General features: G+C 45.3%; 24 protein-coding genes. 9 read left to right on the plus strand and 15 right to left on the minus strand.

The genetic code is table 11. From position 1 onward, the window contains the following. Positions 1-81: 81 nt before the first annotated feature. Positions 82-1,203 carry an EAL domain-containing protein gene (locus QT990_RS28420; protein ID WP_333466045.1) on the plus strand — a complete coding sequence of 374 codons (1,122 nt, stop codon included), beginning with the start codon at positions 82-84 and terminating at the stop codon, positions 1,201-1,203. A 325-nt stretch (positions 1,204-1,528) separates the two neighbouring features. Here QT990_RS28420 and QT990_RS28425 read toward each other — a convergent pair whose 3' ends face one another. The 4 genes from QT990_RS28425 to QT990_RS28440 form a co-directional block, all read right to left on the minus strand. Beyond that, positions 1,529-2,404, minus strand: a complete 876-nt coding sequence (locus tag QT990_RS28425; protein WP_333308180.1) for an SDR family oxidoreductase — start codon at positions 2,402-2,404, stop codon at positions 1,529-1,531. Between the two features lie 180 nt (positions 2,405-2,584). Then, positions 2,585-3,370, minus strand: coding sequence for an exodeoxyribonuclease III (gene xth / locus QT990_RS28430; protein WP_333466046.1), 786 nt, complete (start codon positions 3,368-3,370; stop codon positions 2,585-2,587). A 137-nt stretch (positions 3,371-3,507) separates the two neighbouring features. Beyond that, positions 3,508-3,897, minus strand: a complete 390-nt coding sequence (locus QT990_RS28435; protein ID WP_333466047.1) for a hypothetical protein — start codon at positions 3,895-3,897, stop codon at positions 3,508-3,510. Positions 3,898-4,061: 164 nt separating this feature from the next. Next, positions 4,062-5,495: an NB-ARC domain-containing protein gene (locus QT990_RS28440; RefSeq protein ID WP_333466048.1), complete on the minus strand. Its 1,434-nt coding sequence runs from the start codon at positions 5,493-5,495 to the stop codon at positions 4,062-4,064. 216 nt (positions 5,496-5,711) lie between these two features. Here QT990_RS28440 and QT990_RS28445 point away from each other — a divergent pair, with 216 nt between their 5' ends. The 4 genes from QT990_RS28445 (at position 5,712) to QT990_RS28460 (ending at position 10,002) form a co-directional block, all read left to right on the plus strand. After that, a complete protein-coding gene (locus tag QT990_RS28445) occupies positions 5,712-6,911 on the plus strand; it encodes a hypothetical protein (protein WP_333408393.1) in 1,200 nt (399 codons plus the stop codon). 26 nt (positions 6,912-6,937) lie between these two features. Then, on the plus strand, positions 6,938-7,900 hold the full coding sequence (locus tag QT990_RS28450) for a hypothetical protein (protein WP_333308174.1): 963 nt from the start codon (positions 6,938-6,940) through the stop codon (positions 7,898-7,900). Between the two features lie 11 nt (positions 7,901-7,911). After that, on the plus strand, positions 7,912-8,298 hold the full coding sequence (locus tag QT990_RS28455) for a hypothetical protein (protein WP_333308172.1): 387 nt from the start codon (positions 7,912-7,914) through the stop codon (positions 8,296-8,298). A gap of 69 nt (positions 8,299-8,367) precedes the next feature. Further along, entirely contained in the window at positions 8,368-10,002 is a 1,635-nt protein-coding gene (locus tag QT990_RS28460) for a hypothetical protein (RefSeq protein WP_333308170.1), read from the plus strand. Between the two features lie 148 nt (positions 10,003-10,150). On the opposite strand, the gene QT990_RS28465 is transcribed toward QT990_RS28460, so the two are convergent. The 5 genes from QT990_RS28465 to QT990_RS28485 form a co-directional block, all read right to left on the minus strand. Next, positions 10,151-10,468 (minus strand): transcriptional regulator, encoded by a 318-nt coding sequence (locus QT990_RS28465; RefSeq protein WP_333308168.1) that lies wholly within the window; start codon positions 10,466-10,468, stop codon positions 10,151-10,153. Further along, positions 10,440-10,784, minus strand: a complete 345-nt coding sequence (locus QT990_RS28470) for a type II toxin-antitoxin system RelE/ParE family toxin (RefSeq protein WP_333308166.1) — start codon at positions 10,782-10,784, stop codon at positions 10,440-10,442. Before QT990_RS28470 ends, QT990_RS28465 begins: the two co-directional genes overlap by 29 nt. Before the next feature lie 240 nt (positions 10,785-11,024). After that, entirely contained in the window at positions 11,025-11,657 is a 633-nt protein-coding gene (locus tag QT990_RS28475) for a type II toxin-antitoxin system antitoxin SocA domain-containing protein (protein WP_333408394.1), read from the minus strand. Positions 11,658-11,798: 141 nt separating this feature from the next. Beyond that, on the minus strand, positions 11,799-12,026 hold the full coding sequence (locus QT990_RS28480) for a hypothetical protein (protein ID WP_445305460.1): 228 nt from the start codon (positions 12,024-12,026) through the stop codon (positions 11,799-11,801). Continuing rightward, complete coding sequence (locus QT990_RS28485; protein ID WP_333466050.1) at positions 12,016-12,354, minus strand: DUF6972 family protein; 339 nt, start codon at positions 12,352-12,354, stop codon at positions 12,016-12,018. Before QT990_RS28485 ends, QT990_RS28480 begins: the two co-directional genes overlap by 11 nt. A 199-nt stretch (positions 12,355-12,553) precedes the next feature. On the opposite strand from QT990_RS28485, the gene QT990_RS28490 reads away from it, so the two are divergent. Next, positions 12,554-13,477: a fused MFS/spermidine synthase gene (locus QT990_RS28490; RefSeq protein ID WP_333466051.1), complete on the plus strand. Its 924-nt coding sequence runs from the start codon at positions 12,554-12,556 to the stop codon at positions 13,475-13,477. 676 nt (positions 13,478-14,153) lie between these two features. On the opposite strand, the gene QT990_RS28495 is transcribed toward QT990_RS28490, so the two are convergent. The 3 genes from QT990_RS28495 to QT990_RS28505 form a co-directional block, all read right to left on the minus strand. Continuing rightward, a complete protein-coding gene (locus tag QT990_RS28495; RefSeq protein WP_333466052.1) occupies positions 14,154-14,582 on the minus strand; it encodes a heavy metal-responsive transcriptional regulator in 429 nt (142 codons plus the stop codon). Between the two features lie 104 nt (positions 14,583-14,686). Beyond that, on the minus strand, positions 14,687-14,980 hold the full coding sequence (locus QT990_RS28500; RefSeq protein WP_333146997.1) for a hypothetical protein: 294 nt from the start codon (positions 14,978-14,980) through the stop codon (positions 14,687-14,689). Between the two features lie 722 nt (positions 14,981-15,702). Next, complete coding sequence (locus QT990_RS28505; RefSeq protein ID WP_172186391.1) at positions 15,703-15,873, minus strand: hypothetical protein; 171 nt, start codon at positions 15,871-15,873, stop codon at positions 15,703-15,705. A 167-nt stretch (positions 15,874-16,040) separates the two neighbouring features. Between QT990_RS28505 and QT990_RS28510 the strand changes: the two genes are divergently transcribed. The 3 genes from QT990_RS28510 (at position 16,041) to speA (ending at position 20,629) form a co-directional block, all read left to right on the plus strand. Further along, positions 16,041-16,631, plus strand: a complete 591-nt coding sequence (locus tag QT990_RS28510; protein WP_333146999.1) for a DUF3611 family protein — start codon at positions 16,041-16,043, stop codon at positions 16,629-16,631. 157 nt (positions 16,632-16,788) lie between these two features. Further along, a complete protein-coding gene (locus QT990_RS28515; protein ID WP_333147001.1) occupies positions 16,789-17,937 on the plus strand; it encodes a helix-turn-helix domain-containing protein in 1,149 nt (382 codons plus the stop codon). 682 nt (positions 17,938-18,619) lie between these two features. Beyond that, positions 18,620-20,629, plus strand: coding sequence for a biosynthetic arginine decarboxylase (speA, locus tag QT990_RS28520; RefSeq protein ID WP_333147003.1), 2,010 nt, complete (start codon positions 18,620-18,622; stop codon positions 20,627-20,629). Positions 20,630-21,078: 449 nt separating this feature from the next. Here the strand turns inward: speA and QT990_RS28525 are convergent, their stop codons facing one another. The 3 genes from QT990_RS28525 to QT990_RS28535 all read right to left on the minus strand — a co-directional run. Next, entirely contained in the window at positions 21,079-22,242 is a 1,164-nt protein-coding gene (locus QT990_RS28525; protein ID WP_333147007.1) for an NDP-sugar synthase, read from the minus strand. 319 nt (positions 22,243-22,561) lie between these two features. After that, positions 22,562-23,377, minus strand: a complete 816-nt coding sequence (locus QT990_RS28530; protein ID WP_333147009.1) for a segregation/condensation protein A — start codon at positions 23,375-23,377, stop codon at positions 22,562-22,564. Between the two features lie 233 nt (positions 23,378-23,610). Continuing rightward, positions 23,611-24,599 (minus strand): transposase (locus QT990_RS28535; protein WP_333308160.1); only part of this gene is annotated, 989 nt, incomplete at its 5' end.

Raw genomic sequence — 24,599 nt, forward strand, 5'->3', positions numbered from 1 at the left:
GAATTAATAGCTGAATAAGCTTATAATAGAAGTTAATTGTTACCTTGTCTAAAATTAACCCAAAAACCGGAGGATATTCCAATGCAAATAAGTGGCAAAGCCTTCGGCTCCTGCTCTCGCTGCGAAACAGTACCCGAAAAAATAGAGGGCAGGGGAGGTCTATACCTGTGGTTTCCAGTATCGCACACCCTGACCAAGGTTATTTCGGCACTGACTAAGGCTAAACTTGAATTCAAGCTTTTAGAAGAGAGCAAGTGTTTGTACGTTATGCTTGAGGGAATAGCCAAAGAAAAGTTTAACGCCCTAGCATCATCGGTGCTGACAACTCAAGAGTTGAAAGAGACAAAAGTTTTGTGGATGCCCGAAGTTGAACAGCCACAACTTAGCGATTTTTATCGCAGCACTTCCTTAGACAGTTTTATTAATTTGAGTAACTCTGATTGGCTGTTAGACTTATTGTCCGAAGAACGCATTACTACACATTTTCAGCCCATTGTTTATACCTCAGATACTTCTAAAATTTTTGCCCACGAAGCGCTGCTCCGAGGAATTGACGAGCAAGGAAACTTAATTTATCCGGGTCGGATTTTTGCCCAAGCAGAATCAGCAGGCCTAATTTTTCAACTAGATGTTTTAGCCCGGACTCGCGCTATCCGCGAAGCCAAAGTGCACAATATCAAAGAACTGCTTTTTATTAATTTTTCTCCGACTTCTGTTTACGATCCCGCTACGTGCCTGCGAAGGACAGTACAGGCTATTGATGAATCGGGAATTCCTCACAGCAATATTGTTTTTGAAGTAGCGGAATCTCAGCACCCTCCTGATATCGATCACTTGATTAATATTCTGAGGTTTTACCGAGAGGCGGGATTTTTAATTGCCCTGGACGATTTTGGCAGCGGTTCTTCTAATTTAAATTTGATGCACCAACTGCGTCCAGATTTTATTAAGTTGGATATGCAATTGATTCGCAACGTCGATCAAGATTATTATAAGGCCCTAATTACTGAAAAGATGTTAGAAATTGCCGCTCAATTAGAAATTAAAACTGTTGCTGAAGGTGTGGAAACTTTGGAGGAGTTTGAGTGGGTGCGGGAACGGGGAGCAACTTTTGTTCAAGGTTATTTGATTGCTAAGCCGACTTCTCCGCCGATCGCAGTTACGAGCTATATTGGTGCTCAAGCAGTACCTATTTCTGCTTAGATGGTTTCCAGTTGCGATTTGGCGCTACATTTGCTCGTTTTGCTCGTTCCCCGGCTCTGCCTGGGAACGCATATCGGGAGGCTCTGCCTCCATTAAAATGAGACAACAATTTGGAGGCAGAGCCTCCGGATCTTCATTACCAGGCAGAGCCTGGTAACGAGAAGAAATGGTTTCAGTGGCGATTTGCTCGTTGCTCGTCCCCAGGCTCTGCCTGGGAACGCATATCGGGAGGCTCTGCCTCCATTAAAATGAGGCAACGATTTGGAGGCAGAGCCTCCGGATTTTCATTACCAGGCAGAGCCTGGTAACGAGAATTACTAGCACTTTAAACGCTTAAATTGCGCCGCAGAAACATTTCTAAGGATTCCATTCTCATGCCGTAAATTGATTCCAAGTTTTGCACTTCTTCGGGAGTGCAGAAATACTCGTTACCCAGCAATACCCGCAAAGTTCCTAAGTCTTTTTGAGCTTGAGGATTCAATAAACCCAAGGCATTTCTCAAACCGTCAAACACCATCAGTGGCGGGTTGATTACTATCGGTTCGCGCTTGAATAAGCGTGCAAAAATGCGGGGAATGTCATCCCTTGTCAGCACATCCGGGCCACCGACTCGCAGAATTTGGTTGCGTGCGCCTTCGACTGTTGCCGAGTCTGCGGCAATCTTTGCTAAGTCATCGGTACTGACAACAGAGGTGCGGTTTTTGCCGTCGCCAATCAGCAGGTAAAGTCCGGTTTCTCGAAATCTTTCTGCTAGCGGTAACAAGCTGGAAGCAAAACCGGCAGGCCGCAAGATTGTATAATTCAATCCGCTGTTTTGCAGGTATTTTTCAACTTCTCGCTTGGCTTTGAATACTGCGGAATCTTCGTATCCTCGATCGACTCCCAGTACCGAAAGAAAGACAAAGTGCTGCACTCCCGCTTCTTTGGCGCAGTCGATTAATTCTATGTTAGCGCGGTAGTGTACTGCTTGAACGTCGCCGCCGGTGCCGTGGGTGCTGATAATGTATTGCACTCCTTGGCAGGCTTTTTTAATATCTTTGTCTTGTTTTAAGTCGCCGATAAAAATCTCGGCGCCTCGGTTTTCTAGTTCTGAGTAGCGAGATGCGAGGCGAACGAATGCGCGGACAGGCTTTTCTTGCTGTCTGATTTCTCGTACAATTCGGCGGCCTAGTGCGCCTGTTGCTCCGGTTACTAAGAACATGATTTTTTGTGGTTGGTTGTTACTTACATATTGCACATTTCTCAAGAACAGGCAAGATGCCTGTTCCACAAAGATTGAATTTTCTGGTGGGGAGTAGGGGCTGGGCATCCTGCCCGCCCATCCAAGGCTTATTGAGAATGGGGCAAGATGTCAATTGCTCTTAACCTTATAACTTATAAATCAAATTTCGACAATTACGGGGGCGTGGTCGCTGGGTTTGATTAATTTTCTGGGAGCAATGTCTATTGTACAGTTTTTTGCTTGTTCGTACAGGGGAGGGCTGAGATAATGGTGGTCGATTCTCCAGCCGTTGTTGCGTGGAAATGCGGCGGCGCGGTAGTCCCACCAGCTATAATGACCTCCTTCTGTGGTGAATTTGCGAAAGGGGTCGTTTAATCCTAATTCTCTGATTTCTGTTAGTGCGAGGCGCTCGGCGACAGACAAGCCGACGGAGTTAGCATTGGCTTTGGGATTGTGGATATCTCGATCGTCCGGGACGATGTTGAAGTCGCCGCAAATACACAATTTGGGGGATTTATCTAGTGCTATTTTGAGGTATTCTTGCAGCAGTTTGAGCCACTTTAGTTTGTACTCATATTTCTCGCTGCCGACTTCGGAACCGTTGGGAACGTATACGCAAATAATGCAAATATCGTCGATCGTTCCGGCTATTAGGCGTTTTTGTTCGTCAAAAATATCTGTGGTTTCGTCGCCGAGAAGGGGGGCAAATCCGGTGCTGATTTGCGTTAGGGGCGATCGGCTGAGAATGGCGACGCCGTTGTAGGATTTTTGACCGGAAATGTAGCAGTTGTAGCCGAGGTTGGTGAAGGGTTCTAGGGGGAAGTCTTTGTCTGTAACTTTGGTTTCTTGGAGGCAGAGAACGTCTGGGGAGTTTGTTTGCAGCCAGCTAGTAACGTGTTCTAGGCGGGTGCGGATTGAGTTGACGTTCCAGGTGGCGATTTTCATTAATATAGTTATGTGGGGGGAACCCAAATTCGGATGACTCGGCGGTTGAAACCGCTACTACACATACAAAGTCCGCCTGCGCGGACTAATAATAAAAGCGATCGCACCTATTTTAAGCTATTTTTTGCCGGGTCAACTCACTTGATTTGATAAATGTAAGCATCTTCGATCCACGTCTGATTAATCCGATCATTCGTCATTCTTCTGCCTGATAAGTCTAAATTCCAATCTTGTTGTATCTGACGTAAGCCCTCAATTAAGTCATGTTTTGGGCTTACGGCTACGAGGGCTGTCCAATCGATTTTCAATTCAGGTTTAACTTGGCGAAAGACTGACAGAATTTCCCCATAAGTTTTCAGTGAGCCTTCGCGATCGTACAGAGGTGAGGTGAGCATTAGCCGCCATGTTTCTGGTTCTGGGGCGTAGATCCAGAGAGCCGAATCAACTGATAGATGTGCTGCATTTAGAGCGTCTATTAGTCTTTGACCTTCTGCTATTTCGTGACTTAATAATGTTGCTGTAGCCATTGTAAAACTCCGTGAGTGGGGTCAGTAATTGCTAAGTAAATGCAGATTCAAGACTTACGCATCAATATCAAAGAAACCGGGTTTTTTACCAAATTCTAGGCAGGTATGCAGTATTTTCGTAAAAAACCCGGTTTCTGCCTCCACGACTAAAATTGATAAGTTTATCAGTTTTTGTTTCGGGTTTTGTTGATTATATACTCTCTGATTACTGGCCCGATCGTAAAGTGCGATCGCCCATTTTGTTTTACTGTTTCAACTAATGACCGTCGTCCTAAAGATTGCATGACTTTCAAGAGTTCTGGCGGTGATAATTGCAGGTTTTGGGGTATTTTTGAGATGTCGGCTGGTTCGGGGGTATTGGCTAGCCATGCGATCGCCTGTTGTTCGGATGCGGTTAGGCGATCGAAATGCTGGTGCAGGAGTGATTCTAAGTCTCCTAAGAATAGGGTATCATAGGATAGGAATTCGGAAACGCTACCGCCGAATAAGTCTTGAATCAATGTGGCAACTATATTTAACCATAAGGGATTGCCTCGGTAAAGGTCGATTAGTTCTGACCATTTCTCCGGTTCTGCTAATCCTTTTTCTGTGAATATTTCTTGTGCTTCGGGGCCTAAACCGTTGAGTTGCAGAGATTTGCAGGGGCGGTTTTCCCCTTCTAAGGCGGCGATTTCTCTGGGTTTTTCCCAACTCAGGAGGATTAAGCAACTGTTGTGCGATGATTCTGTTATTTGTTTGAAGAATGCGCCGTAATTTTCATATCCAGGTTGGTAATTTCCTGCGAGTTGTTGGCTGCTGAAAATGGTTTGGATATCATCGAGGATGATGAGACAGCGGTGCGATCGTAAATATTCTAGTAGGGGCAATCCCCCCGTGGTTGCCCTTTCTTCGGGATAGGGGGCGGGCACGGAGGGGGCGGGCACGGGGACACCGCCCCTACAGAATTTAATTAAGTCGGTTTGCAGTGATGCTAGGGGTGGAGAGTTGCGGAGACTTCGCCAGATGATGTAATCGAATTCGTGTTGAATTTGTGAGATTAGTTGGAGAGTAAGGGCGGTTTTGCCAATACCGGATAAGCCTAAGATGCTGATGAGGCGGGTGCGGCCTAAAATCCAGTTTTCGAGGGTGGTGAGTTCGGATGTGCGGTTAGAGAATAGGTTGGGTTCTGGTGCATCAGCTAAATCTAAATGTACTTTCTGTTCGGAATTGCTTGTTTTTTCGTTAAACTTATCCTTTTCTTGCGGTTCAGATTGTAATCTTTTTGAGGATTGCGAACTATCAGCAGAGATGTTACCAATATGAATGCAGCCATTCCCGACGAGTGAGACAATATTAGAAGCTTGTAAATTTTCCAACTTAGCTCTAAAATTTGCTTTAGATACTTGTTCCTCGCCTAATGCAACTGATAAAAGTTTCCATAATTTAAAGCCAACCTCTTTAACGTATTTCTCTGAACGGTTGTGATGCTGTGCAATTTCTTTATATTTCTGATTGTCCCAAGCGCCACGTAATATAGCTTTTTGCAGACTATCTAAGTGTTTTCCCGTAGTAGTCAAAGCTAGATGGTCTACAAATTCTAAAGCTTCTTCAACGTCCATCGGTCACGTAGATGCAAGGGGTTGACCTGATTGTAACCCAACTAAATATGACTTTTTCACTAGCAACCAACTAAATGTGACTTTTTATGACCTAGTTGGGATGGAAACAACTACTAAATGTGACTTTATATGGCTTGACAAGCTTTGGTATTTAGGAAATAATTTATACTTAAGACAACAAAAGGTTATGCTAAGCGCTAGTTGTATCTACCTGTTATGACACAACCGAATATTTTGGAACTCGCGAAACAGGGAGATGCAAAGGCGATCGCGCTTCTGCTGAACCGCCAGCTACAAGCCAAGGGCATCACCGCCGCAGCTTCCCTTAAGGATGGTTGTTTACAGGTGATGCTGGAATCGGCAGAAGCGCCTAGTCAGCAAGTCTTGGCCCCGTGGGTGAGTAAGTCGATCGCTGGCTTGGGGGCTGCATCAATTGAGAAAGTGAAGGTTTACGGGCGACAGACGGGCGCAAAGGTGCCGGCGTGGAGTCAAGAGTTTGAAGTGGCGGGGCAAAATTTGCCTGTTGCAAATGTCACAGAGGGGCGGGCAAGTTCTAGTGAGAATACGGAGTCAAATCAGCTTAGTTTGAAGGAACGGGCTAAGCTTGGGGATGTGGATGCGATCGCCAGTCTGTTAAATCTTCCGTTACAGAATAAGGGGATTAGTGCGACTGCGAGTTTGCAAGATGGTTGTTTACAGGTGATGCTGGAGGGCGATCGGGTTCCTGATGAGGAGGCTTCTATCAGGATTGTCCGCAGGGAGTTGACGAATTTGAAGGCGGGGGCGATCGCTTCTGTGAAAGTTTACGGGCAGCAGGCGGGTGAAGATTTTCCGGCTTGGAATCGAGAGTTTGAGCTAAAGGCAGAGGTTAGTTCAGATTCAAAAAAATTATCAACAGATAAATTTGCAAATTTGACTGATCTATTGACTCCGATTATTGATTTGCTTAGAGAACGAAAATTTAAAGAAGTGTTGGACATCGGCCAAAATTATATTAATGAAAATCCAGAGCGTCAAAAACGTTTGATTGTAGTAGGAGTTATTCTCTTAGCAACTCTAACCTTTAAAGGAATACCTTTTTTAGGTTTCAATCACAATATTAAAGGCTCACTAACACTCAAGGATGACTTCTTCGGTGGAGTGGGTCAGTTTTGTAATGGAAAAGGAGGTTACGGGGATATTAAAAGTGGTAGGCAGGTGCTAGTAAAAGATCATAAAGGAGAAACTATTGCGACTGGAGAGTTAGGCATAGGTAAAATAATATCTGATAACCACTGCCAATTTTCTATCGAAGTGAATGGTATAAGAAAAGCAGAGTTTTACACAATTCAGATCGGTAGGCGAGGCGATTTGACATATTCATATCAAGAGATGAAGGATAAAAACTGGGAGCTGAATGTGTCTTTGGGTGATTGATTTACTGGGAATAAAAGGAGTGGTTTATGATTTTTGTAATTCCGTTTATTATGGGCGCTTTAGCTGCGGCTGGGGCTGCGTATGGATCGGTTAAAGGCTCTGAAGGCATGGGCAAAATGAATGAAGCCAAGGAAATAGGAGAACGAGCCCAACATCGACAGGAGAAAGCAGTCAGCGATCTAAAAGTAGACTGGGAAGCAGCCAACAGATTAGCAGAAGTTTACGGTCAACTGCAAATTCGTGTAAGGCATCGTACTATTGGGCGGTTTGTGGCTTTCATCGAACGCATTGGCCAGAAAGCTTCCCAAAGTGATATGAAATTTTTAGCTGGACTAGAAGGCATATCAATTCAGCAGCTAAAAGAATACAAAACTGTCGCGCTGGAAGGTCAGGAAGTATTCCAAGGTGTGACTTCATCCGCAGGGGCAGGCGCGGCTGCTGGTGCTACAGCAGTAGGCGTGGCGCAAACTTTTGGGACAGTTGCAGTTCCTCAATTTTTTGGCTTGTTTAGTACCAATGTAGCTGTTTCTCAACTCGGTATGTCTGGTGTGGCGGCGTGGTTAGGCGGTGGCAGCATGGCACTAGGTGGCGCTGTACTCGGAGGTATTGCACTTGGGCCTGCTTTAGCTGTTGGCGGTTTCCAAATTGCAGGTAAAGGTGAGGAAGCTTTAACGAAAGCACGTGAATACGAAGCTCAGGTTAACGTTGAAGTTGCCAAAATTGAAGAGGCTAGAGATTTCATCCGACAAGTCGAACGGCGAGTCAAAGAATTAGGCAAATTGGTGTCTGATTTAGATAGCCGCGTTGCTCTACTTCTCAACGAACTTGAATCAAAATCCTTTGATATAGTTCAAGATGCTGCTAAGTTTCAACAGGCACTAATGCTAGTGAAAGCCCTTGTAGAAATTATGCAAACCCCTGTGTTAGACAGCCAAGGAAATCTGAATTCGACCGTGGCGAATATTCAAGCAAAATACCGGAATATGTGAGGAAATTAACAATGAGCAAAATGGCAGCGTTTGTTAGCGGTGCTGATGCCTTTCAGCAAGTTATTGCACATTACTTTGAGTACAAGCAAATCGCTGAACAAGAGCGGACAAAGCGCCGTGAAATCAAAGCTTGGGAAAAGGAAAGCCTAGCCAAGATTAAAGCTCAACGTGACTTGTTAATGGAGTACCTCGATCGATCCTTTGATGAACGATCGCAAAATTTTAATCAACTTTTCGATGTGGTAGATCGAGCAATAGCATCTGGTAATAATGAGCAACTGGGATTAGCATTAGATTCGATTACAGAGCTTGCTAAGTCTAGCCCGTTTAAAGAACTGGCTAATTTATCTTCTGTGCAGGCTGCTCTTGCCGATCCAAACCACGAGTGGAAGTTTTAATTAGCTAGCTGTTAAACAATTATTGATAAACTAGAGTGGGGATTCCCCCACTCTAAAGGAGAGTAAATCATGGCTGACATTGAAAACCTTCTAAACCAACTGCCAGAAATTGCCGAGGAAATGAAACTTACTATTGGCAATCCTAGTGAAATCAGACGTGAAATTGGGAAGATAGATAATCTGATAAAGCGACTAAATACTATTGGCAAGGAACTTGAAGAAGTATTAAATAATGAGAGATTCAATAAAGGATTTTTGGGAGCGATACCTTTGTTAGGGGCAGTTGCGGGCTGGTTAATACCTGGTGGATTTTTAGTAGATGCACTTGTATCGGCAGGGAGTGGCTTACTTGCTGAAAAATTGGGCGATCCAGATAAGGAAACGTCTCTTGCTGACTTAATAGAAAATGTTGAAAACTTAATTGAGTGGGGCGATGGTCTCAAGAATATAGCAGAAAATATTTTAAAGGATTCACAATTATTGATCAAGCTAGAATGGGAAAGGAAATCTCTAAGTATCCCAGAAGAAGTAAGGAAAATTGATGAAGATTTAAGAATTCACATAGACTTTGATGAAGAGCAAAGTTTAAGGCAACAAGTTCAGCAAATAAAGGTAGCTCAAGAACAGCTAAAACAGGTTCAGCCCAAACTGGATAGTATCGTACACAATCTTGAACGTAATGTCGAGCCAATTGAGCGCATAAAAGCTTTTATATCTTACTTTGGGGAATTAGTGTTTGCGATAGAATGGTTTGATGAAGAGCATGGGCTTATTATATCTTATGAGGGTCAAACTACAACATTAGGAATTATCTTGAATGAATGTGTATCTTTAAAAGAAAAAGCTAATGCTTTAATTGACCGGGCTAATAGGTTAAGAGGACAGGCCGAACAATCTCTTAAACAGTTAGAAGAAGAACGCCGTCACAAGGAACAAAAAAAACCTAGTCGTAAGCAAAGTGAAAGATGCACACAGACAGGAGAATCTCTAAATTCTATTGACCGTACCATGTCTTCAGAGCAAAGACGCGGGGGTAGAAGTGGCTGGATACTGATACTATCCACACTGACTCTAGGAGTTTTGGGTTTTGTCGGCTGGAAAACTACCTTTCAAATTTCACCGAGTCAGGAGACAATAGCAAATTCGGGAATTCCTCTAAATGTTGGGGAGCAAAAACCAAATTCTGAACCTTCACCCACCTTAACACCGGCTCCTCAGCCAGACCCAACAGCAACAAATTTAGCAGCCGCTCAAAAACTAGCAATGGAAGCTGCCGTTATGACTCAAAATCCACCTCATCCACTAGAAAATTGGCAGCAAGTACAAGGGAAGTGGCAGGAATCAATCAAATTGTTAGAGGCAATTCCAGACAATTCGGCTGTTGCAACTCAAGCTCAAGAAAAGCTAAGTGTTTATCGAACTAACTATCAGGCGATTACTAATAGAATTGTCACTGAACAGAAAGCAGCCACTAATTTAGAATCCGCCCAAAAACTAGCATGGGAAGCAGCCGTCATGGTTAATAATCCACCTCATCCTAAAGAAGTCTGGCAGAATGCTCAATCAAAATTGCAGCAGGCGATCAACTTGTTAAGTTCTATTCCTCAAGGTACATTTGTGGAAGCTCAAGCTAAAGAAAAGCTTGCTGATTATCAGAACAACTACACGCTAATAAGCAACAGAATCAAAACTGAAGCTCCTTGATTTTATCCATATTACCAATTAAGTTTTAAATTACCAGAGATTAAGCCCCAATCCTAGCTGCTGATATCCTAGTTACTAGAAATCGCGATCGCCCTTACGTCCCAACTTGTCACAAAGTGCGATCGCCCTAACTATTTTATTAATTAACCTATTTTACTGCGACAGCCAACTGCAACCCCAATTTATCTAGTAGAGTTATCAAAGCATAAATTTCCTCCCCCCCACTCTCTGACAACATTCGATCGAGCTTCTCATAAATAAATTTACCTTCCACCGATAACTTATTCATCTGTAAATAAGCATCCACCACATCTTTAAGTCCTGCTCGCAGCAATTCAGGTTCGGGGCCTTCTGACTCCAATTCCAACATAGCCTCGATATAGCCAGCAGCACTTTCAGGGGTTTTTAAAGAAGAAATCAAGTATTCATGGTAGCTTCTAGTTGTTGGCACTTTGAGTTCTTTCATAATCTCTCCAGTATTTTTTAGCTTGGCTAATATCTTGATCTTGAGTGCTTTTATCACCGCCACATAGCAGCAACACAACTGTTAACCCGATTTGTCCAAAATAAACCCGATAGCCTGGGCCATAATCAATCTTAAGTTCATAAACTCCGGCTCCTAGTGAGCGATAATCTCCCAGATTGCCTAGCTCAACCCGCCTGAGTCGTTTCTTGATTTTAGATACAGTTTTAGTATCTTGAAGGGAATCAAGCCATCCTTCAAAGGGACTTGTCCCGTCGGCTTTCAGGTAGTTTTGTACTTCTCGTGGTTGAGCTTCCATAATTTTAACATAGGCAATCAGGGTTTTAATGGGAGCGATCGCGTGTCAGGTCACTACTTTTCGCAAGAGTATCCTAGCATAACTTGAGCTACCTGATTCATAGTAGCCTCATCGTTTATTATTTAGAAAATGAGTGCTTACCGATCCCGCTCGCAAATTGAAAATTTTTCATTCTGAGTTTGCAGGTACTTAAAGGAAAATCCCAAACCTTCGGGCGCCTTCCGTTGAGAAGGGACAATTTTAGACAGAGGTTTCTTCTTTGACACGAGCAGAATAATATTTTTTAATCGATTCTTGAGAAATAATGGCATGACAAGATTCGTCTCTCGGCAAATTCCCTCTCGCTTCCAGCCAAGGCATTTCACTGCAAATCATTCGTTCCAAAGTTTCATCATCATACTCAAAATATGCCTCGGCAACTTCTTCGATAAATTCCCCAATTTTTTGGGGAAGTTTCGGTTGTTCGATTTTCTCTGTAATTGGTTCCCAACTAAATTGGCATTGATACTTTTCTAATAAATCAGGAATAACTGGCCCGTGAATCCAGGCTTGAAAATCTGCATCAAATAGTGGCGTGCCGTAAACTCCTAAATACCAAGCTTGAGCGTAATACAAGAGTTTTTGTAGCTTGTAGACATTGATTGCTACATCAGTTTGCGCGGCTAACCAAAGGAAAGCATTTGCAATATCTCGATCGCTGATTTTTTCCGAATTAGTTGCAACCGCAACAACTTTCAGTTGACCTTCGCCTATCTGTTCCAATAGTTCACAAACTGACAAGTTAAATTCTCCGGCAATTTGCTCAACTTTTTGCCAGACTGGAGAACTCACAGTTATTTGATATTCAGTTGTTATTGAGGTAGCTTGGGTCATGGCAGTTTTTAAAGCTGACTTAAATAATTGTAGCAAACAGTGCGGAATAATGACCTAATAGCGATCGCCCTTACGTCCCAACTTGTCACAAAGTGCGTGAAGCGCAGCTATCCCGTAGGGAATCGCCCCTACATGAATTATTCAAACTAACTCCGACACACTCAGCCGCCCTTCTACGGGTTCATACTCATCCTCTAAAAGCCAATACTGCGCCTCATCATAACTCTTACTAGAAAACACAACTTTATAACCCTCAGCCGGATCGTATATCCGACAATTTCCCTCAGCGTCACTTAGTAACAAAAGCAGATAAGGCGGTGAAAGATTTGGATCTATCCATACCTCTGTAAATTCCCAGTTATTCTTCACTAAGTCTGGTTCTAGGCGTAACGTGGTATCGGTTTTCTGCATCAACTTTTATCTCTCCGTAGTAAAGTAAAAGACGGCTACCATCCGGGTCAACTCTATAACCAATTGATTCAGCAAAAAACATACCATAACGATCGTAGCCCCGAATCGTACCTGTAAATTCTCCATCTTCTATTATGGCTTGAGCTACCTGATTCATAGTAGCCTCATCGTTAAAAATATGAGCAGCACGTCCTTTATTAAGCAGTCTTCTCATTTGTGGCGTGTCTGGCAAGTGTTTAGCAATGTGCCTGCTGTCAAGAGTGATTTGGCGATTAATTCCACTCATTAATTAATTACTGAGCATACAAGTATGATTAAATCATGCGATCGCCCTTACGTCCTAACTTTTCACAAAGTGCGTGAAGCGCAGCACTCATGAACTACAATAAAGTACATAAAAAATTAGTCCGATATAACTGTAGCATATTTGGGGTTAAAGTTAAGATTCGTTTACCCTGAATCTAAAATCTAAAATCTAAAATCGTATGACTGATTATAAAGGCGATCGACAAACTAGCAATTTAGCAGCTATTCACCAACAAATCAATTGGCTTCAGCAACAGCCAGACGGCATCCTATTTCAACAAAACTCCGGCGCCAACTGCATCGCCGTAAAAAAAATAAACTCAGTGCTACTACTGCTTTTAGCAGACAGAGAAACCTTAATCACAAATGTAGCTCAATCAATCCTAGACCTCAACAATCCACTAAATTTAATCTTTCCCTATTCCAGAGCCGTGCTGCTAGCATTAGTCTGGAAAACTCACCCACAAAAAATATATGTAATTGGATTTGGTGGCGGCACCCTCCCCAGAATTTTCCACCACTATTTCCCTAACGCGATAGTCCAATGTACAGATATTGACCAAAAAGTAGTCGAAGTAGCTCAAAAATTTTTTGGCATTCAATTCGACGACAGACTCAAAGTAGCCATTCAAGACGGGCGCGAATATCTAGGCCAAGAAGATTCCACAGTAAAAAACGATATAATTATCGTGGATGCTGGTTTTGGCAGCGGCTATATGCCCTATAAATTGGTGACACAAGAATTTTACCAACTGTGCAAAACTCGCTTGTCAAGCGCAGGTGTTCTAGTTGTCCACCTGTTCCACAAACAAGAGTTTAATGCGGCAGCGGTGAAAACAATTCAAACTGTGTTCGCACAAGTTTATATATGCAATTTAGAAGCCGGCAACAGCGTTGTCATTGCGACTAATGCTCCCGATTTAGCTAAAAATGAAATTTTCTTGAAAGCCGAACTTATTCAAGATTTCCACAATTTAGGATTTTCCTTAATAGAATTGTCGCTCCAGCTAAAAAAAGTAGCCCAATTTCCCGAATGGGTGAAAATTTGGGAAACGCTGCCAATTTTTACAGATGCTGAAATACCCGCCGGATATTGGGACTGATAAATATAGCCTTTCTCAGAAAGATGAGGTACTCATGGGCATAGGGCATAGGGCATAAGCTGTTGGGCATCTAAATTGTATTTTTTGGGCGGGCGAGACGCCCACCCCACAAGACTTTTCTTAAATTTGACTCTACAATTTAAATGCACTTCAGCTTAGGGCATAGGGCATAGGGCATAGGGCAGAGGGCATAGGGCATACCTCACTTTTTTGAGAACCGCTATATACACAATTAGGGCTGTTAACCGAATCCCACAAAAAACTCTAATTGTAGGGTGCTTATGGGGGCACCATCGGGCTGTAGGGTGTTTAGGGGCGCACCATCGCTATGCCTTTAGCAAATCCCCACCAGTCAACAGTTGATACTACGAAACATCGCTCTAAAAAATACTTGACAGTGAAAATCTGGCGGTGTATTATAGAAGTAGTGCAAACAAGTAAAACCATGAGACTAAAAAGTTGGGAGTCTCCCCGCAGCGAGGGCAGAAACTCCAAAGGTAAAGGCGGCTCAGCCAGAGCTCGGCAACTCAAAAAGCAACAGCAAACTCTGCGAAAACAGTTAAAAGCTCAACACGATCGACCAAACGATCGACAAAACAACCCACAAAACCACCCACAAAACCATCAAGGGAAGGAAACCGATAATTCCTTCCCTTTTTTTGTATCTTTCCGCTGCTCAATCCCGCTGAATGTTCGGACAAATCGTGCTAGTAATGCTCGCCTGCGAGGGTTGCTCTTGCCAGCAGTTGAGAATGCCTTGCAACTCCCCCCTCAAAGTTTCTAAGGCTGCAATTTGCACGGAAATTTCCTCTACCTTAGCCGTTAGATGCTGCTTCGCTTCCGAGCAAGGCAACTCTCCCCGATCGCGAACCTCTAAAATATCCTTAATTTCCTGCAGGCTCAAACCCAGAGTCTGAGATCGTTTAATAAACGCCAACCTGTTGAATACGGTTTCGCCAAACAAGCGATAACCAGCGGGCGATCGCTCCACCGCAGGAGACAGCAAACCCATCTCCTCATAGTAACGAACAGTTTTCACCGACAAACCACTACAGGCAGCTACAGAGCCAATTTTGTACAGTTTCTCGGCAACAGAAATATTCATAAACCAAGCATCCAAGATCGAAAGACTTTCTTGCCCTATCTTTGTAGTGCCTCAGATCCAGGGAGTCGATCGGCACATCGCCCAGTCACCATTGCGCGGTCATCTTAATAAGGAGGATTTTTTTTAGACACATTAAGCACCGGTAACTGAGGTCTAGAAGACTGAGGAGGAAGATAGTATTCGGGAGCAGGTGCGGTTTGTTCGGCTCCAGAGCGGTAAGATTGCCACCAGCGGAGAGCCATCGCCACCCCAGCGGTGCCAAGCCCAAAAGCCAATAAAGAGCCACTCGCACCGATACTGCCGATGGCGGCATCGACAACGCCCACTGTCACAACAAAGCTGGTAATTGGCTCTTTACGGTAAGCTGACCTCAAAAGTCGCGTCCACGAAGCATTCATTTGGTTTTACTCTGTTCTATATTTATTTACAAGCTCTAAAACTTAGAGTTGGCGGAACGATCGGGATTTCTAGCTCAAAGACTAGCTTCACCGAAAATCTGGGCGGAGCGTAGCGGAGGGCTGAAGCCCCGTCCTTCGCTCGACGGCTTTACATTGAATTAAATCCCCGCGGGGTGGAGGGGTATGGTGTCCCCTCCGAGAGGATATGGTTGTCCTCAAACACCCATTTCTGGGGTAAAGTTAGCTTCGCCAAAGTTATCGGTCGGTACTTTCCAAAGCGCACGTCCTTAAACCCCTTAGAGATGTTTAACGCTTTGGTTCTAGAGCAGTGAACTAGCTACGCATTCCCTGGTAGGAGCTTTAACGCTTGCCGATAACGTAGTCCTCAAGAGACTTAGGCTGGTCAGCTACCTAAAGTTGGAGGCTCGAAGCCCCCGTACTTCAGTCGGGGGTGCTGACCTAAATTCATCTTCTCGCCTGTGGGGAATTGTACGGGAGCGAGGCAAAATTGCCAAGCTTGTGAAATCAAAATTCCACCCCATATATACCTCCAAAAGCCAGCTATTGCATTCTGGAACAGAACTCTCTCGGCAGAGAAGTCGCTGGGCTTGTTTCTAATTAATATTTTAATCAATTCCCGAATTTGTCGCGGTCAGCAGAATTCACACCCGCTGCCGTTCCAGTCAAGACAAAGTGTAACGCTGACCGCGCCGTTGCTAAAATTAGTTGAGACCTAACCAGGACAGCAAGCCCTGGCCTGTGACATACTCGATAATTAAAGTTAGAGAAAAACCGATCATCGCGGCTCGACCGTTAAGGCGTTCCGCGTAGCTGTTGAAACCAAACTTTGGCTGTTCCAGTTTGGGGGTGACGGTGGGTTGTAGTTGTGTCATTGCTTTGGGTACCTGGCGATCGACGCTATTCAAATGTGAAATCCAATGTTAGTTACAAATCTTAAACATTGCTACTTCTATTATAAAGAGGGTTAACCGCCGTCAACCGTCCCCGAAGAGAAAAAACTGCTGCCAACTAATGCCAATTAATTATACCCACTCAAAATATGACTAATCAGTTAGATAACGATAAGCTTCCTGTCGCCGTACAGCGAGTAGCCTTTGCCCTTCGTACAACAGGCTGGGTTTGCTTCTGGGTACAGTTAGTGCTAGGGGTGGTAGCGGCGATCATTTTGCTCTTTGCCATCCCCTTCGCCCTCCCCAGGGCTACCGCCGGTGCGGGTTCAAACAGTGCCGGCACCGGCGGCGGCGTATTTTTTGCCATTTGCGGGCTGGCCGTACTCGCTTACAGCGTATATCGCTCTTTTCGCTTCACTCGCTTGTCGAGACAACTGCGATCGCCCGGTAACGCAGTCCGCCCCAAAAAAGCCGATACCATCAAAGAGGTGCGGCTGTCACTGATGAGCAACTTATCGGGAATGGTGCTGACGCTGATCGGCGCCGAAGCCATCAGCGGCACGCTTTTAGCCAAATCTCTAGCTCAGCCGCAAGCCTTGTTCGGTGCCGCAGTTGATGTGGGTCGATTTATTCAGCCCCTAGATATATTTGTCGTACTCGCCAATACTCACGCCACTGTTGCCCATTTTGTCGGGATTTTCGGATCTCTTTGGTTGCTAGATCGCATCCACAAACAGTAGTTATTGGTGAGGGGCAACCGATGCCCGATGCCCGATGCCCGATGCCCTGTTTGGCCGATACCCCACACTCCCACTCTCCCCCAACCCAAATCCGGAATCACTGCCAACCTGTCGAAGAACGTACTCAGATACCTTCTACCAAGACAACATGAATATCATGGCACTGAAACCCGAGACTTATTTTGGGGTGACAGATCACCCAACTATTGAAATTTCTCAAGAAAGTTTTCGTTCTGTCCTAGGTCAAATAGAAGCTGAACTCCTATGTAGCGACACCTATAGCCAAGCTCTAGCTAGCTTGCAAACAATGTTGGGCGAAGCAGCCTCCGCTGCCGAAATTTTAATTAGAGCAGTTAGCAGAGAAGCCGTCAAGCTCGCATTCGATCGATTTCCCAAACAAAACAAAATTGAACCGCAAGTAGCCCAAGACAGTTTTACTGCTGTAAGTCCCGCCTTTGAGACGGTGACAGAAATTCAAGAATTGGAGCCACCAGTAGCTGCTCCTGTCTTCTATTGGCGCAGCGCTAGTGTGGAAGCGCCGCCCCAAACCGAGTCCGACACTGAAACTTCCGATCGAGACACTAACACTTCTGAAGACAGCAAACAAGCGCCCCAAGACGAACTTAAAGTCGAGTCGGCTCCACCTGCAACTGTCACCGTCCCCGGAAAATTCTTCCCAGGGTTCGGTTTTCCCAAAAAGCCGAAAAAACTCACCAAGGAAGAAGAAGCAGCTTTAGCCGTTCAAGAGCGAGAAGAGTGCCTGCGGGAGTTGGGTAAAGAATTGCGTAAGGGACGGCAAATTCGCTCCCTATCCCTGCTGCAACTCCACAGTCAAACTCTCGTGCCGGTGCACCACATCGAATCGATCGAAAATGGGGAAATCGACAAACTGCCCCAAGATATTTACGTTAGAGGTTTTATCCGCAGACTGGGCGACGCCTTGGGACTAGACGGTAGCGCTATGGCGAATGCTTTGCCCAAACCCGATCCGAGTCCAATTCCCAGTATGTATGTGTCTGTTTCCGATTCCGACTCAGGCGAAGGCTTTCAAATGCGTCCGGTGCATTTGTACATCGGCTACACCGCTTTGATGGCTGGGGCTGTAGGGGGTTTGGGTTGGCTGTCGCAGCAACCCGTGGTGCCAGGAGCACAGGCAGTACCTCAACCGCAGGTGACACCGCCAGCCTCAGTTGCACCGGCTCAGAAGACCCCAGAAAAAGCACCTCAACCGGGCTTGAAGAAGTCTAATAACGGGGGATTGAGGGTGGGGGCTGACATGGCGCCGCCGGAGGTGATTTTTGGTTAGTGTGTGTCGGGCGAGCGATCGTCCGACAACTCTCTTGGCGCAGGTGAACTCTGAAACCGAGTTTCAGAGTTCACCTGCATAGGGACACTTGCTTGAAGAAATAAGTCCCGCAAAGCAAATACGGTTGAGATTGTAGTTCAATCCCCGCTTTTCATCTATCTGTAGAGTCAATTCTAAAATCTAAAATCTAAAATCTAAAATCTAAAATCGCCAGCCCCTGTACCCAAAGTGATTTTTCAACTGCATCAGGAAACTCGATATCTGCGATAAACTATCTATTTGACCACTCCTAAAAGAGGTTTCCCATAAGGTCAGTAACGAGCGGGCTAAAGCCACTGAGCTTGTAAGAGAGATCAAGCAAGCTGTGCTGACCAGCCTAAGTCTTAGCTGACTACGTTATTCAGGTCATAACACTCCTTGAATGCGACGCTAGTTTTCCGCTCTGTTGTTTACAGTTAAACAGTCTTAAAGTCACTCTCGACAGTGCTGTAAGCGTGACAAGCCTTTATAACCTTGGCGAAGCGAACATTACCCCGAAAGGGAGACGGGGCAACCATACCCCGTATTGGAGAGGCAATCATACCTCTCCAACCCCGCAAGGGGATTCAAGGCGATTGAAATCGCCGCGCCGTTTTCCTCTCTTGGCTCAAGCCAGTGAGTTTCCCACTTACCGAGTATTTTTATGAGTTCCCCAGCCACCGCTGCTTTCTCCGATCTCGATCCGCTATCGACTCACTCGCCAACAGTCACGAGTTCGGCGGCACCAGACACTGCTTTGGTAACGGCTGCTCAACTGCCACAAGCATCTTGGACAATAGAAGATAGTGAGAAACTCTACCGAATTCAAGGTTGGGGCGAACCGTATTTTTCGATCAATGCAGCCGGTCACGTTACAGTGTCTCCCAAGGGCGATCGCGGCGGTTCCCTCGACTTGTGCGAACTGGTAGACTCTCTCAAACAGCGAAATTTGGCTTTGCCCCTGCTGATTCGATTTTCTGATATTTTGGAAGACCGGATCGAGCGCTTAAATTCGTGTTTTGCCAGAGCGATCGCTCGCTACAATTACAAAAATGTCTATCGCGGTGTCTTTCCAGTTAAATGCAACCAGCACCGACAATTAATTGAAGATTTGGTGCGTTTCGGTCAACCCCATCACTTCGGGCTCGAAGCCGGCTCGAAACCGGAATTAATGATAGCTTTGGCTACCTTAAAAAACCCAGGCGCTTTGTTAATTTGCAACGGTTACAAAGACCGCGAATACATCGAAACTGCTATTTTGGCGCAGCGGCTAGGGCAAACTTCCGTAATTGTGCTGGAGCAAATAGAGGAAGTAGAACTAGCAATCGCCGCCAGCAAAGCATTAGGAATTAAACCGATTTTGGGAGTGCGAGCCAAACTCACTACCAAAGGCGTTGGCCGCTGGGGAGTTTCCACGGGCGATCGGGCAAAATTTGGCTTGACAATTCCTGAAATTATCCGTGCAGTCGGCGAACTAGAAAAAGCTGGAATGCTCGATTGTTTGCAGTTACTGCACTTCCACATCGGCTCTCAAATTTCCTCAATTAGTGTCATCAAAGACGCCATTCGAGAAGCCAGCCACATTTATGTAGAATTAGCTAAATTGGGAGCTAATATGAACTACTTGGACGTAGGCGGTGGACTCGGCGTTGACTACGACGGGTCTAAAACAAACTTCCACGCTTCCAAAAACTACAATATGCAAAACTACGCTAACGACGTAGTAGCGGGAGTGAAAGATGCCTGCGACGAGCGCAAAATCCCGGTTCCAATTATCATTAGCGAAAGCGGGCGGGCGATCGCTTCTCACCAATCAGTGTTAGTTTTTGACGTACTCGGTACTAGCGATGTCCCCAGAGAACTACCCGAACCAGTAGATGAAAACGCGCACCAAATTCCGCGCAATCTCTACGAAATTTACCAATCCATCAGTCCCGAAAATTACCAAGAAGTTTATCACGATGCCATCCAATTCAAGGAAGAAGCCGTCAGTTTATTTAACTTAGGCTATTTGGGGATTGCGGAACGGGCGAAAACCGAACAGTTGTACTGGGCTTGCTGCGATAAGATACAGGCGATCGCGCGGCAAAATGAATACGTATCTGACGATTTGGAAGACTTAGAAAAGGTGATGGCGTCCATTTATTACATCAACTTATCGGTTTTTCAGTCAGTACCAGACAGTTGGGCAATTAACCAATTGTTCCCAATTATGCCAATTAACCGACTCGACGAAGAACCAACTCAACGCGGTATTTTAGCCGATCTCACCTGCGACAGCGACGGCAAAATCGACCAATTCATCGATTTGCGAGATGTGAAGTCGGTTTTGGAACTGCATACTCTCAAACCAGGAGAACCTTACTATTTGGCGCTATTTTTGGGAGGTGCTTATCAAGAAATTATGGGCAACCTTCACAACTTATTCGGCGATGCAAATGCAGTTCACATTCAGCTAACACCTTCTGGCTATCATATCGAACACGTTGTGAAAGGAGACACTATGAAAGAAGTCCTCAGCTACGTACAGTACGATTCAGAAAATTTGGTGGAAAGCATCCGCCGTCAGACAGAAGCAGCTTTGCAGCAAAATAAAATTACTCTTTCCGAGGCTCAACTTTTGCTGCAAAATTACGAGCGGAGTCTCAGCCAATATACTTATCTTCAGTCGTGAAATGTAGGGTGTAACTGAGATGTTGCACCACTGTCAAGAAGCCTTTTATGAACAGGCTTTCCGGCCTGTTCCACAAACAGTAGATTTTCTTGTGGAACAGGCATCTTGCGTGGGGTCGGGCGGGTTTATAGAACCTATTTGCAAGCTTTAAGGCTGTTGGCGAACCCGCCCCTACGGCTAATTGAGAATGGTGCAAGATCTCAGGTGTAACTGAGATGTTGCACCACTGTCAAGAAGCCTTTTATGAACAGGCTTTCCGGCCTGTTCCACAAACAGTAGATTTTCTTGTGGAACAGGCCGGAAAGCCTGTTCTTGAGAATGGTGGAAGATGTGAGGTGCAACCTAAGCACATTACCATAATTGAAAGCTGAGATCATAAACGTAAAAGTAGGGTGCGCTAGGCGCACCTTACCTTGAGCAATTAGCAATTAGCAATTAGCAATTAGCAATTATCCACCATGACCGAGAATTTCAGATATCGCCCGCCGCTCTTCTCCGTGTTGAGTCGGTAAAACTTGGCGAGCGTCAGTAATCAGCCAATCGAGAGCCGCCGCTTGCAAATCGATCGCAGCCCCGGTTTTATCAACGCAGTAGCGCCCGAACACCAGTTTGTCAACCAACCGCACCTCCGGGCCCAAACGGGAATACTCAAAAATCACGCTGTTTTCCACAGTTGCGCCACTGCAAAGCCAACAATTTGGGCCGATCATTGTCGGGCCGATAATTTTTGCTCCATCCTCAATGATCGTCATCCCGCCAATGTAAACAGGCCCAGTAATATCAACCTTGTCCCAGTTGACAGCTACATTCAAACCAGCGTAAATGCCGGGGCGTACTTCAATTCCCGGAATCGAAACATTTTTAACTTGTCCCAGGAGCACGCTCTGAATTGCCCGCCAATAGTCAGGAACTTTGCCGATATCCACCCACTCAAAGTCCATGCTAATCCCGTAAAAAGGCGCGCCTTCTGCTACTAGCTTGGGAAATAACTGCGAACCGATATCGTATTCCTGGCCCGAAGGGATGTATTTGAATATTTCCGGTTCAAAAATATAAATACCAGTGTTAATGTCGGTACTCAGAGCTTCCTCTACAGAAGGTTTTTCTTGGAAATCTTTAATTTTGCCAGACTCGTCTGTTACCACCACTCCGTAACTGGGAACCTCCTCGCGGGGAACCGATTTCATAACAATAGTAGCGATCGCCCCTTTTTCCCGGTGCCACTTCACAGCAGCAGTCAAGTCCAAGTCAATCAAAGCGTCGCCGCACAGCACCACAAAAGTATCGTCAAAAAACGGCGAGAAGTCCTGAATTCGTTTCATGCCACCAGCCGAACCGAGAGCCTCTCCAATCAGTTCTCCCTCCTCAATTCGCCCCTCAAAAGAATAGGCAATTTGTACCCCAAACTTTTGACCGTCGCGAAAGTAGTTTTCAATCACGTCTGCCAGGTGGGAAACATTGACCATAATCTGGTCAAATCCGTGCTGGCGCAGCAATTCAACCAAAAACTCCATCACTGGCTTTTGCAGGATGGGAATCATCGGTTTGGGTATTGTCTGAGTAATAGGACGGACGCGAGTGCCTTTACCGGCCGCCAGAATCATCGCTTTCATTATTAACTTCCTCAACCCTCTTTTAATTGATATCAACTGAACAATACAATTAGATGCTAGCGGTTGCGATCGAATCGATCGAGCACAGCAAAATCCTGACCAGTTTATAGGCGACATCGTACCAGGCTATCAATCATTTATCCCCAATTTACCTAGATTTAAGAAACCAGGAATAGGGAATCACCAAGAACTTCGCACTGCCGCTCTCCGCATTCGGGGCTCAGCAACAGAATGCCATAGAGCGAGATTCTGCCTGGAATCTTAACCGACGCAGTGGCATAGTTATTAGTTTCCCCCCAGAACCTAATACCCTGCAAGCTCAAAGCGCGCGGATTTTGAGGTCTTGGTAAAACTCCTCTTGAAGCAACTCTACTTTAGACTGAGCCGATAGCAGCAACAACGCCCAAAAAATACCCACCCGGTCATGATTTGGCAAGTGAACTTCCCCAGTCGATACCGGAGGTTCTGAATGGACAGGAGAGTGCGAGTCGTTATGATGCCAGAGCTCTAGCAATGTGTCCAAGTCCAGCCAACCCTCGTCAATTTCCGCGCCCCGCTGAGCCAGAAACCGTTCGAGTTCACTAGCAGTTTCTACGAGATTTTCTTGGTGAGCTAGCTCAAAGATAGCTTGGGCCGCTTGCGATCGCATTTTTGAGGTAGGGCGGCGCCGGGGGGTAACTGTCTGCTGCTCCATTGCTGCTTTCATTAGCTGCAACTGCTCAATCAGTTCTGGGAGTGTCACCGGGCGTTTTTGCGGTAGTTGAGCTACACCGCGACGGCGCAATTGCCGTTCTAAATGCTGCGGCAAGTGTCGCCCGCCTGAGTGCTCTGCGTCTTCTACTGCCGGCTCGTCGGCGTCGGGATTCGCGGGGGGTTCGGAGAGGACGATACTTTCTGCTTTGAGCAACACCAGCATTGAAGCGTACAAAAACGCTTGGCCGGAGTGGGACAAATCGGAGAAATCCTTACTCTGATCAGTATCGCAGGCGTTCGTAAGCTTGCTCAGACATCGATCGAACACTTCAATTACCTTAACGTCCCAAGGATCGATTTCTCCCCGTTCGGCTAGGTCAATTAAAATTGCGATCCCCTCGGAAATCGTTTCTAAGCCATCTTGGTCTCGGGAAACGGCCATTCGATTTTAGATTTTAGATTTTAGATTTTAGATTTTAGATTTTAGATTTTGGCTCTGAGAAAATCAGAGAGCATATCAAATTAATTGGCGGTCATTTCAGCATTTGTGCCCTCACTTGCTGCTATTTCTAAACTTATCGGTTCTGCACTTTCTAACAAAGGTTGTTTGCCTTCTACTTCGGCTTTATAGCGTTCAAGATTTTGTTCTAATTCCTGAATCCGCTGCTGATACTTTTAATCCAGACAATCTCCGACAATCGGCGAAAATCTGAATATAGCATACTCATCAGACAGGTCCCAGAGCATGGTGGTATCCCACAAAGCTTTGAGAAAAATCCCCAAAGCACCATTAAAATCGCGGGGTATTTCATAACCACAATTGGGACATTTAAAACTTTTAGAGCCACCCAATTTTTTGTGAATATGACCGCATTTTGTACAAGTTTTAGAAGTGTATTCTTCAGTCACCCTAACCAATCTCGAACCGTAACGATTACAGAGATGTTCTAAAGTTTGCGAGAATTGATAGAATGCCCAAGTCATCATCGCCCTCGCTGACTTAGAATTAAGTTTGCGACTACCTCTTGCCACCATTTGAGAAGTTTCAAAAGTCGGCAAATAAATGACATCGTAATTTCGAGCCAAGTAACTTGCTACTTGTTTGTGGATTTCAGACCGCAGATTTTTAATCTTCGTCCTCACCCTTTCCATAGCTTGTTTTAATCGATAGCGTAATCGAGAAAACTCGCTACCTTTTGAGCGGCTAAGTTTTGATTGCATCTGATCCAAGTGTTGACACAACCTAGCAATCTTCCCAAAGTCATGTTTCCCAAATTCACTAAAATAATTGCCATCAAATCCGGTCAAGAAACAACGCAGTCCGGGATCGAGTGCGATGGTTTTTCCACCATTTCTCGGCTCCGGGATATCCATCTCTACGGGCATATTCACGAACCAGCGTCCCTTGTTATAGGTAACTTCTACGGCTTTGTCGTACTTAACTAAGCAATAACCTTGTCCAGTCCAGAGGGGCTTTTCCAGGTGTTTGCTAGCATTAGCCATTACATGACCATTCTTGTAATCACCCGGGTCGAACTGAATTGTTTGTTTCTGGGAGCGGATTGACCTGAATCGAGCTAACTTCAGTCCGACTAAAGGATTGGGTTTTGCCTTTTTTCCTTTACCTAATTGAGCGGGCTGCTTGTCAGTCTTCTTCCAAGCTG

It is taken from the genome of Microcoleus sp. T3_B1 (assembly GCF_036700445.1).
GTDB lineage: Bacteria > Cyanobacteriota > Cyanobacteriia > Cyanobacteriales > Microcoleaceae > Microcoleus.

Coding starts and splice junctions, on each gene's coding strand:
- QT990_RS28420 (WP_333466045.1), top strand. CDS start 82: ATGCAAATAAGTGGCAAAGCCTTCGGCTCCTGCTCTCGCTGCGAAACA.
- QT990_RS28425 (WP_333308180.1), bottom strand. CDS start 2,404: ATGTTCTTAGTAACCGGAGCAACAGGCGCACTAGGCCGCCGAATTGTA.
- xth (WP_333466046.1), bottom strand. CDS start 3,370: ATGAAAATCGCCACCTGGAACGTCAACTCAATCCGCACCCGCCTAGAA.
- QT990_RS28435 (WP_333466047.1), bottom strand. CDS start 3,897: ATGGCTACAGCAACATTATTAAGTCACGAAATAGCAGAAGGTCAAAGA.
- QT990_RS28440 (WP_333466048.1), bottom strand. CDS start 5,495: ATGGACGTTGAAGAAGCTTTAGAATTTGTAGACCATCTAGCTTTGACT.
- QT990_RS28445 (WP_333408393.1), top strand. CDS start 5,712: ATGACACAACCGAATATTTTGGAACTCGCGAAACAGGGAGATGCAAAG.
- QT990_RS28450 (WP_333308174.1), top strand. CDS start 6,938: ATGATTTTTGTAATTCCGTTTATTATGGGCGCTTTAGCTGCGGCTGGG.
- QT990_RS28455 (WP_333308172.1), top strand. CDS start 7,912: ATGAGCAAAATGGCAGCGTTTGTTAGCGGTGCTGATGCCTTTCAGCAA.
- QT990_RS28460 (WP_333308170.1), top strand. CDS start 8,368: ATGGCTGACATTGAAAACCTTCTAAACCAACTGCCAGAAATTGCCGAG.
- QT990_RS28465 (WP_333308168.1), bottom strand. CDS start 10,468: ATGAAAGAACTCAAAGTGCCAACAACTAGAAGCTACCATGAATACTTG.
- QT990_RS28470 (WP_333308166.1), bottom strand. CDS start 10,784: ATGGAAGCTCAACCACGAGAAGTACAAAACTACCTGAAAGCCGACGGG.
- QT990_RS28475 (WP_333408394.1), bottom strand. CDS start 11,657: ATGACCCAAGCTACCTCAATAACAACTGAATATCAAATAACTGTGAGT.
- QT990_RS28485 (WP_333466050.1), bottom strand. CDS start 12,354: ATGAGTGGAATTAATCGCCAAATCACTCTTGACAGCAGGCACATTGCT.
- QT990_RS28490 (WP_333466051.1), top strand. CDS start 12,554: ATGACTGATTATAAAGGCGATCGACAAACTAGCAATTTAGCAGCTATT.
- QT990_RS28495 (WP_333466052.1), bottom strand. CDS start 14,582: ATGAATATTTCTGTTGCCGAGAAACTGTACAAAATTGGCTCTGTAGCT.
- QT990_RS28500 (WP_333146997.1), bottom strand. CDS start 14,980: ATGAATGCTTCGTGGACGCGACTTTTGAGGTCAGCTTACCGTAAAGAG.
- QT990_RS28505 (WP_172186391.1), bottom strand. CDS start 15,873: ATGACACAACTACAACCCACCGTCACCCCCAAACTGGAACAGCCAAAG.
- QT990_RS28510 (WP_333146999.1), top strand. CDS start 16,041: ATGACTAATCAGTTAGATAACGATAAGCTTCCTGTCGCCGTACAGCGA.
- QT990_RS28515 (WP_333147001.1), top strand. CDS start 16,789: ATGGCACTGAAACCCGAGACTTATTTTGGGGTGACAGATCACCCAACT.
- speA (WP_333147003.1), top strand. CDS start 18,620: ATGAGTTCCCCAGCCACCGCTGCTTTCTCCGATCTCGATCCGCTATCG.
- QT990_RS28525 (WP_333147007.1), bottom strand. CDS start 22,242: ATGAAAGCGATGATTCTGGCGGCCGGTAAAGGCACTCGCGTCCGTCCT.
- QT990_RS28530 (WP_333147009.1), bottom strand. CDS start 23,377: ATGGCCGTTTCCCGAGACCAAGATGGCTTAGAAACGATTTCCGAGGGG.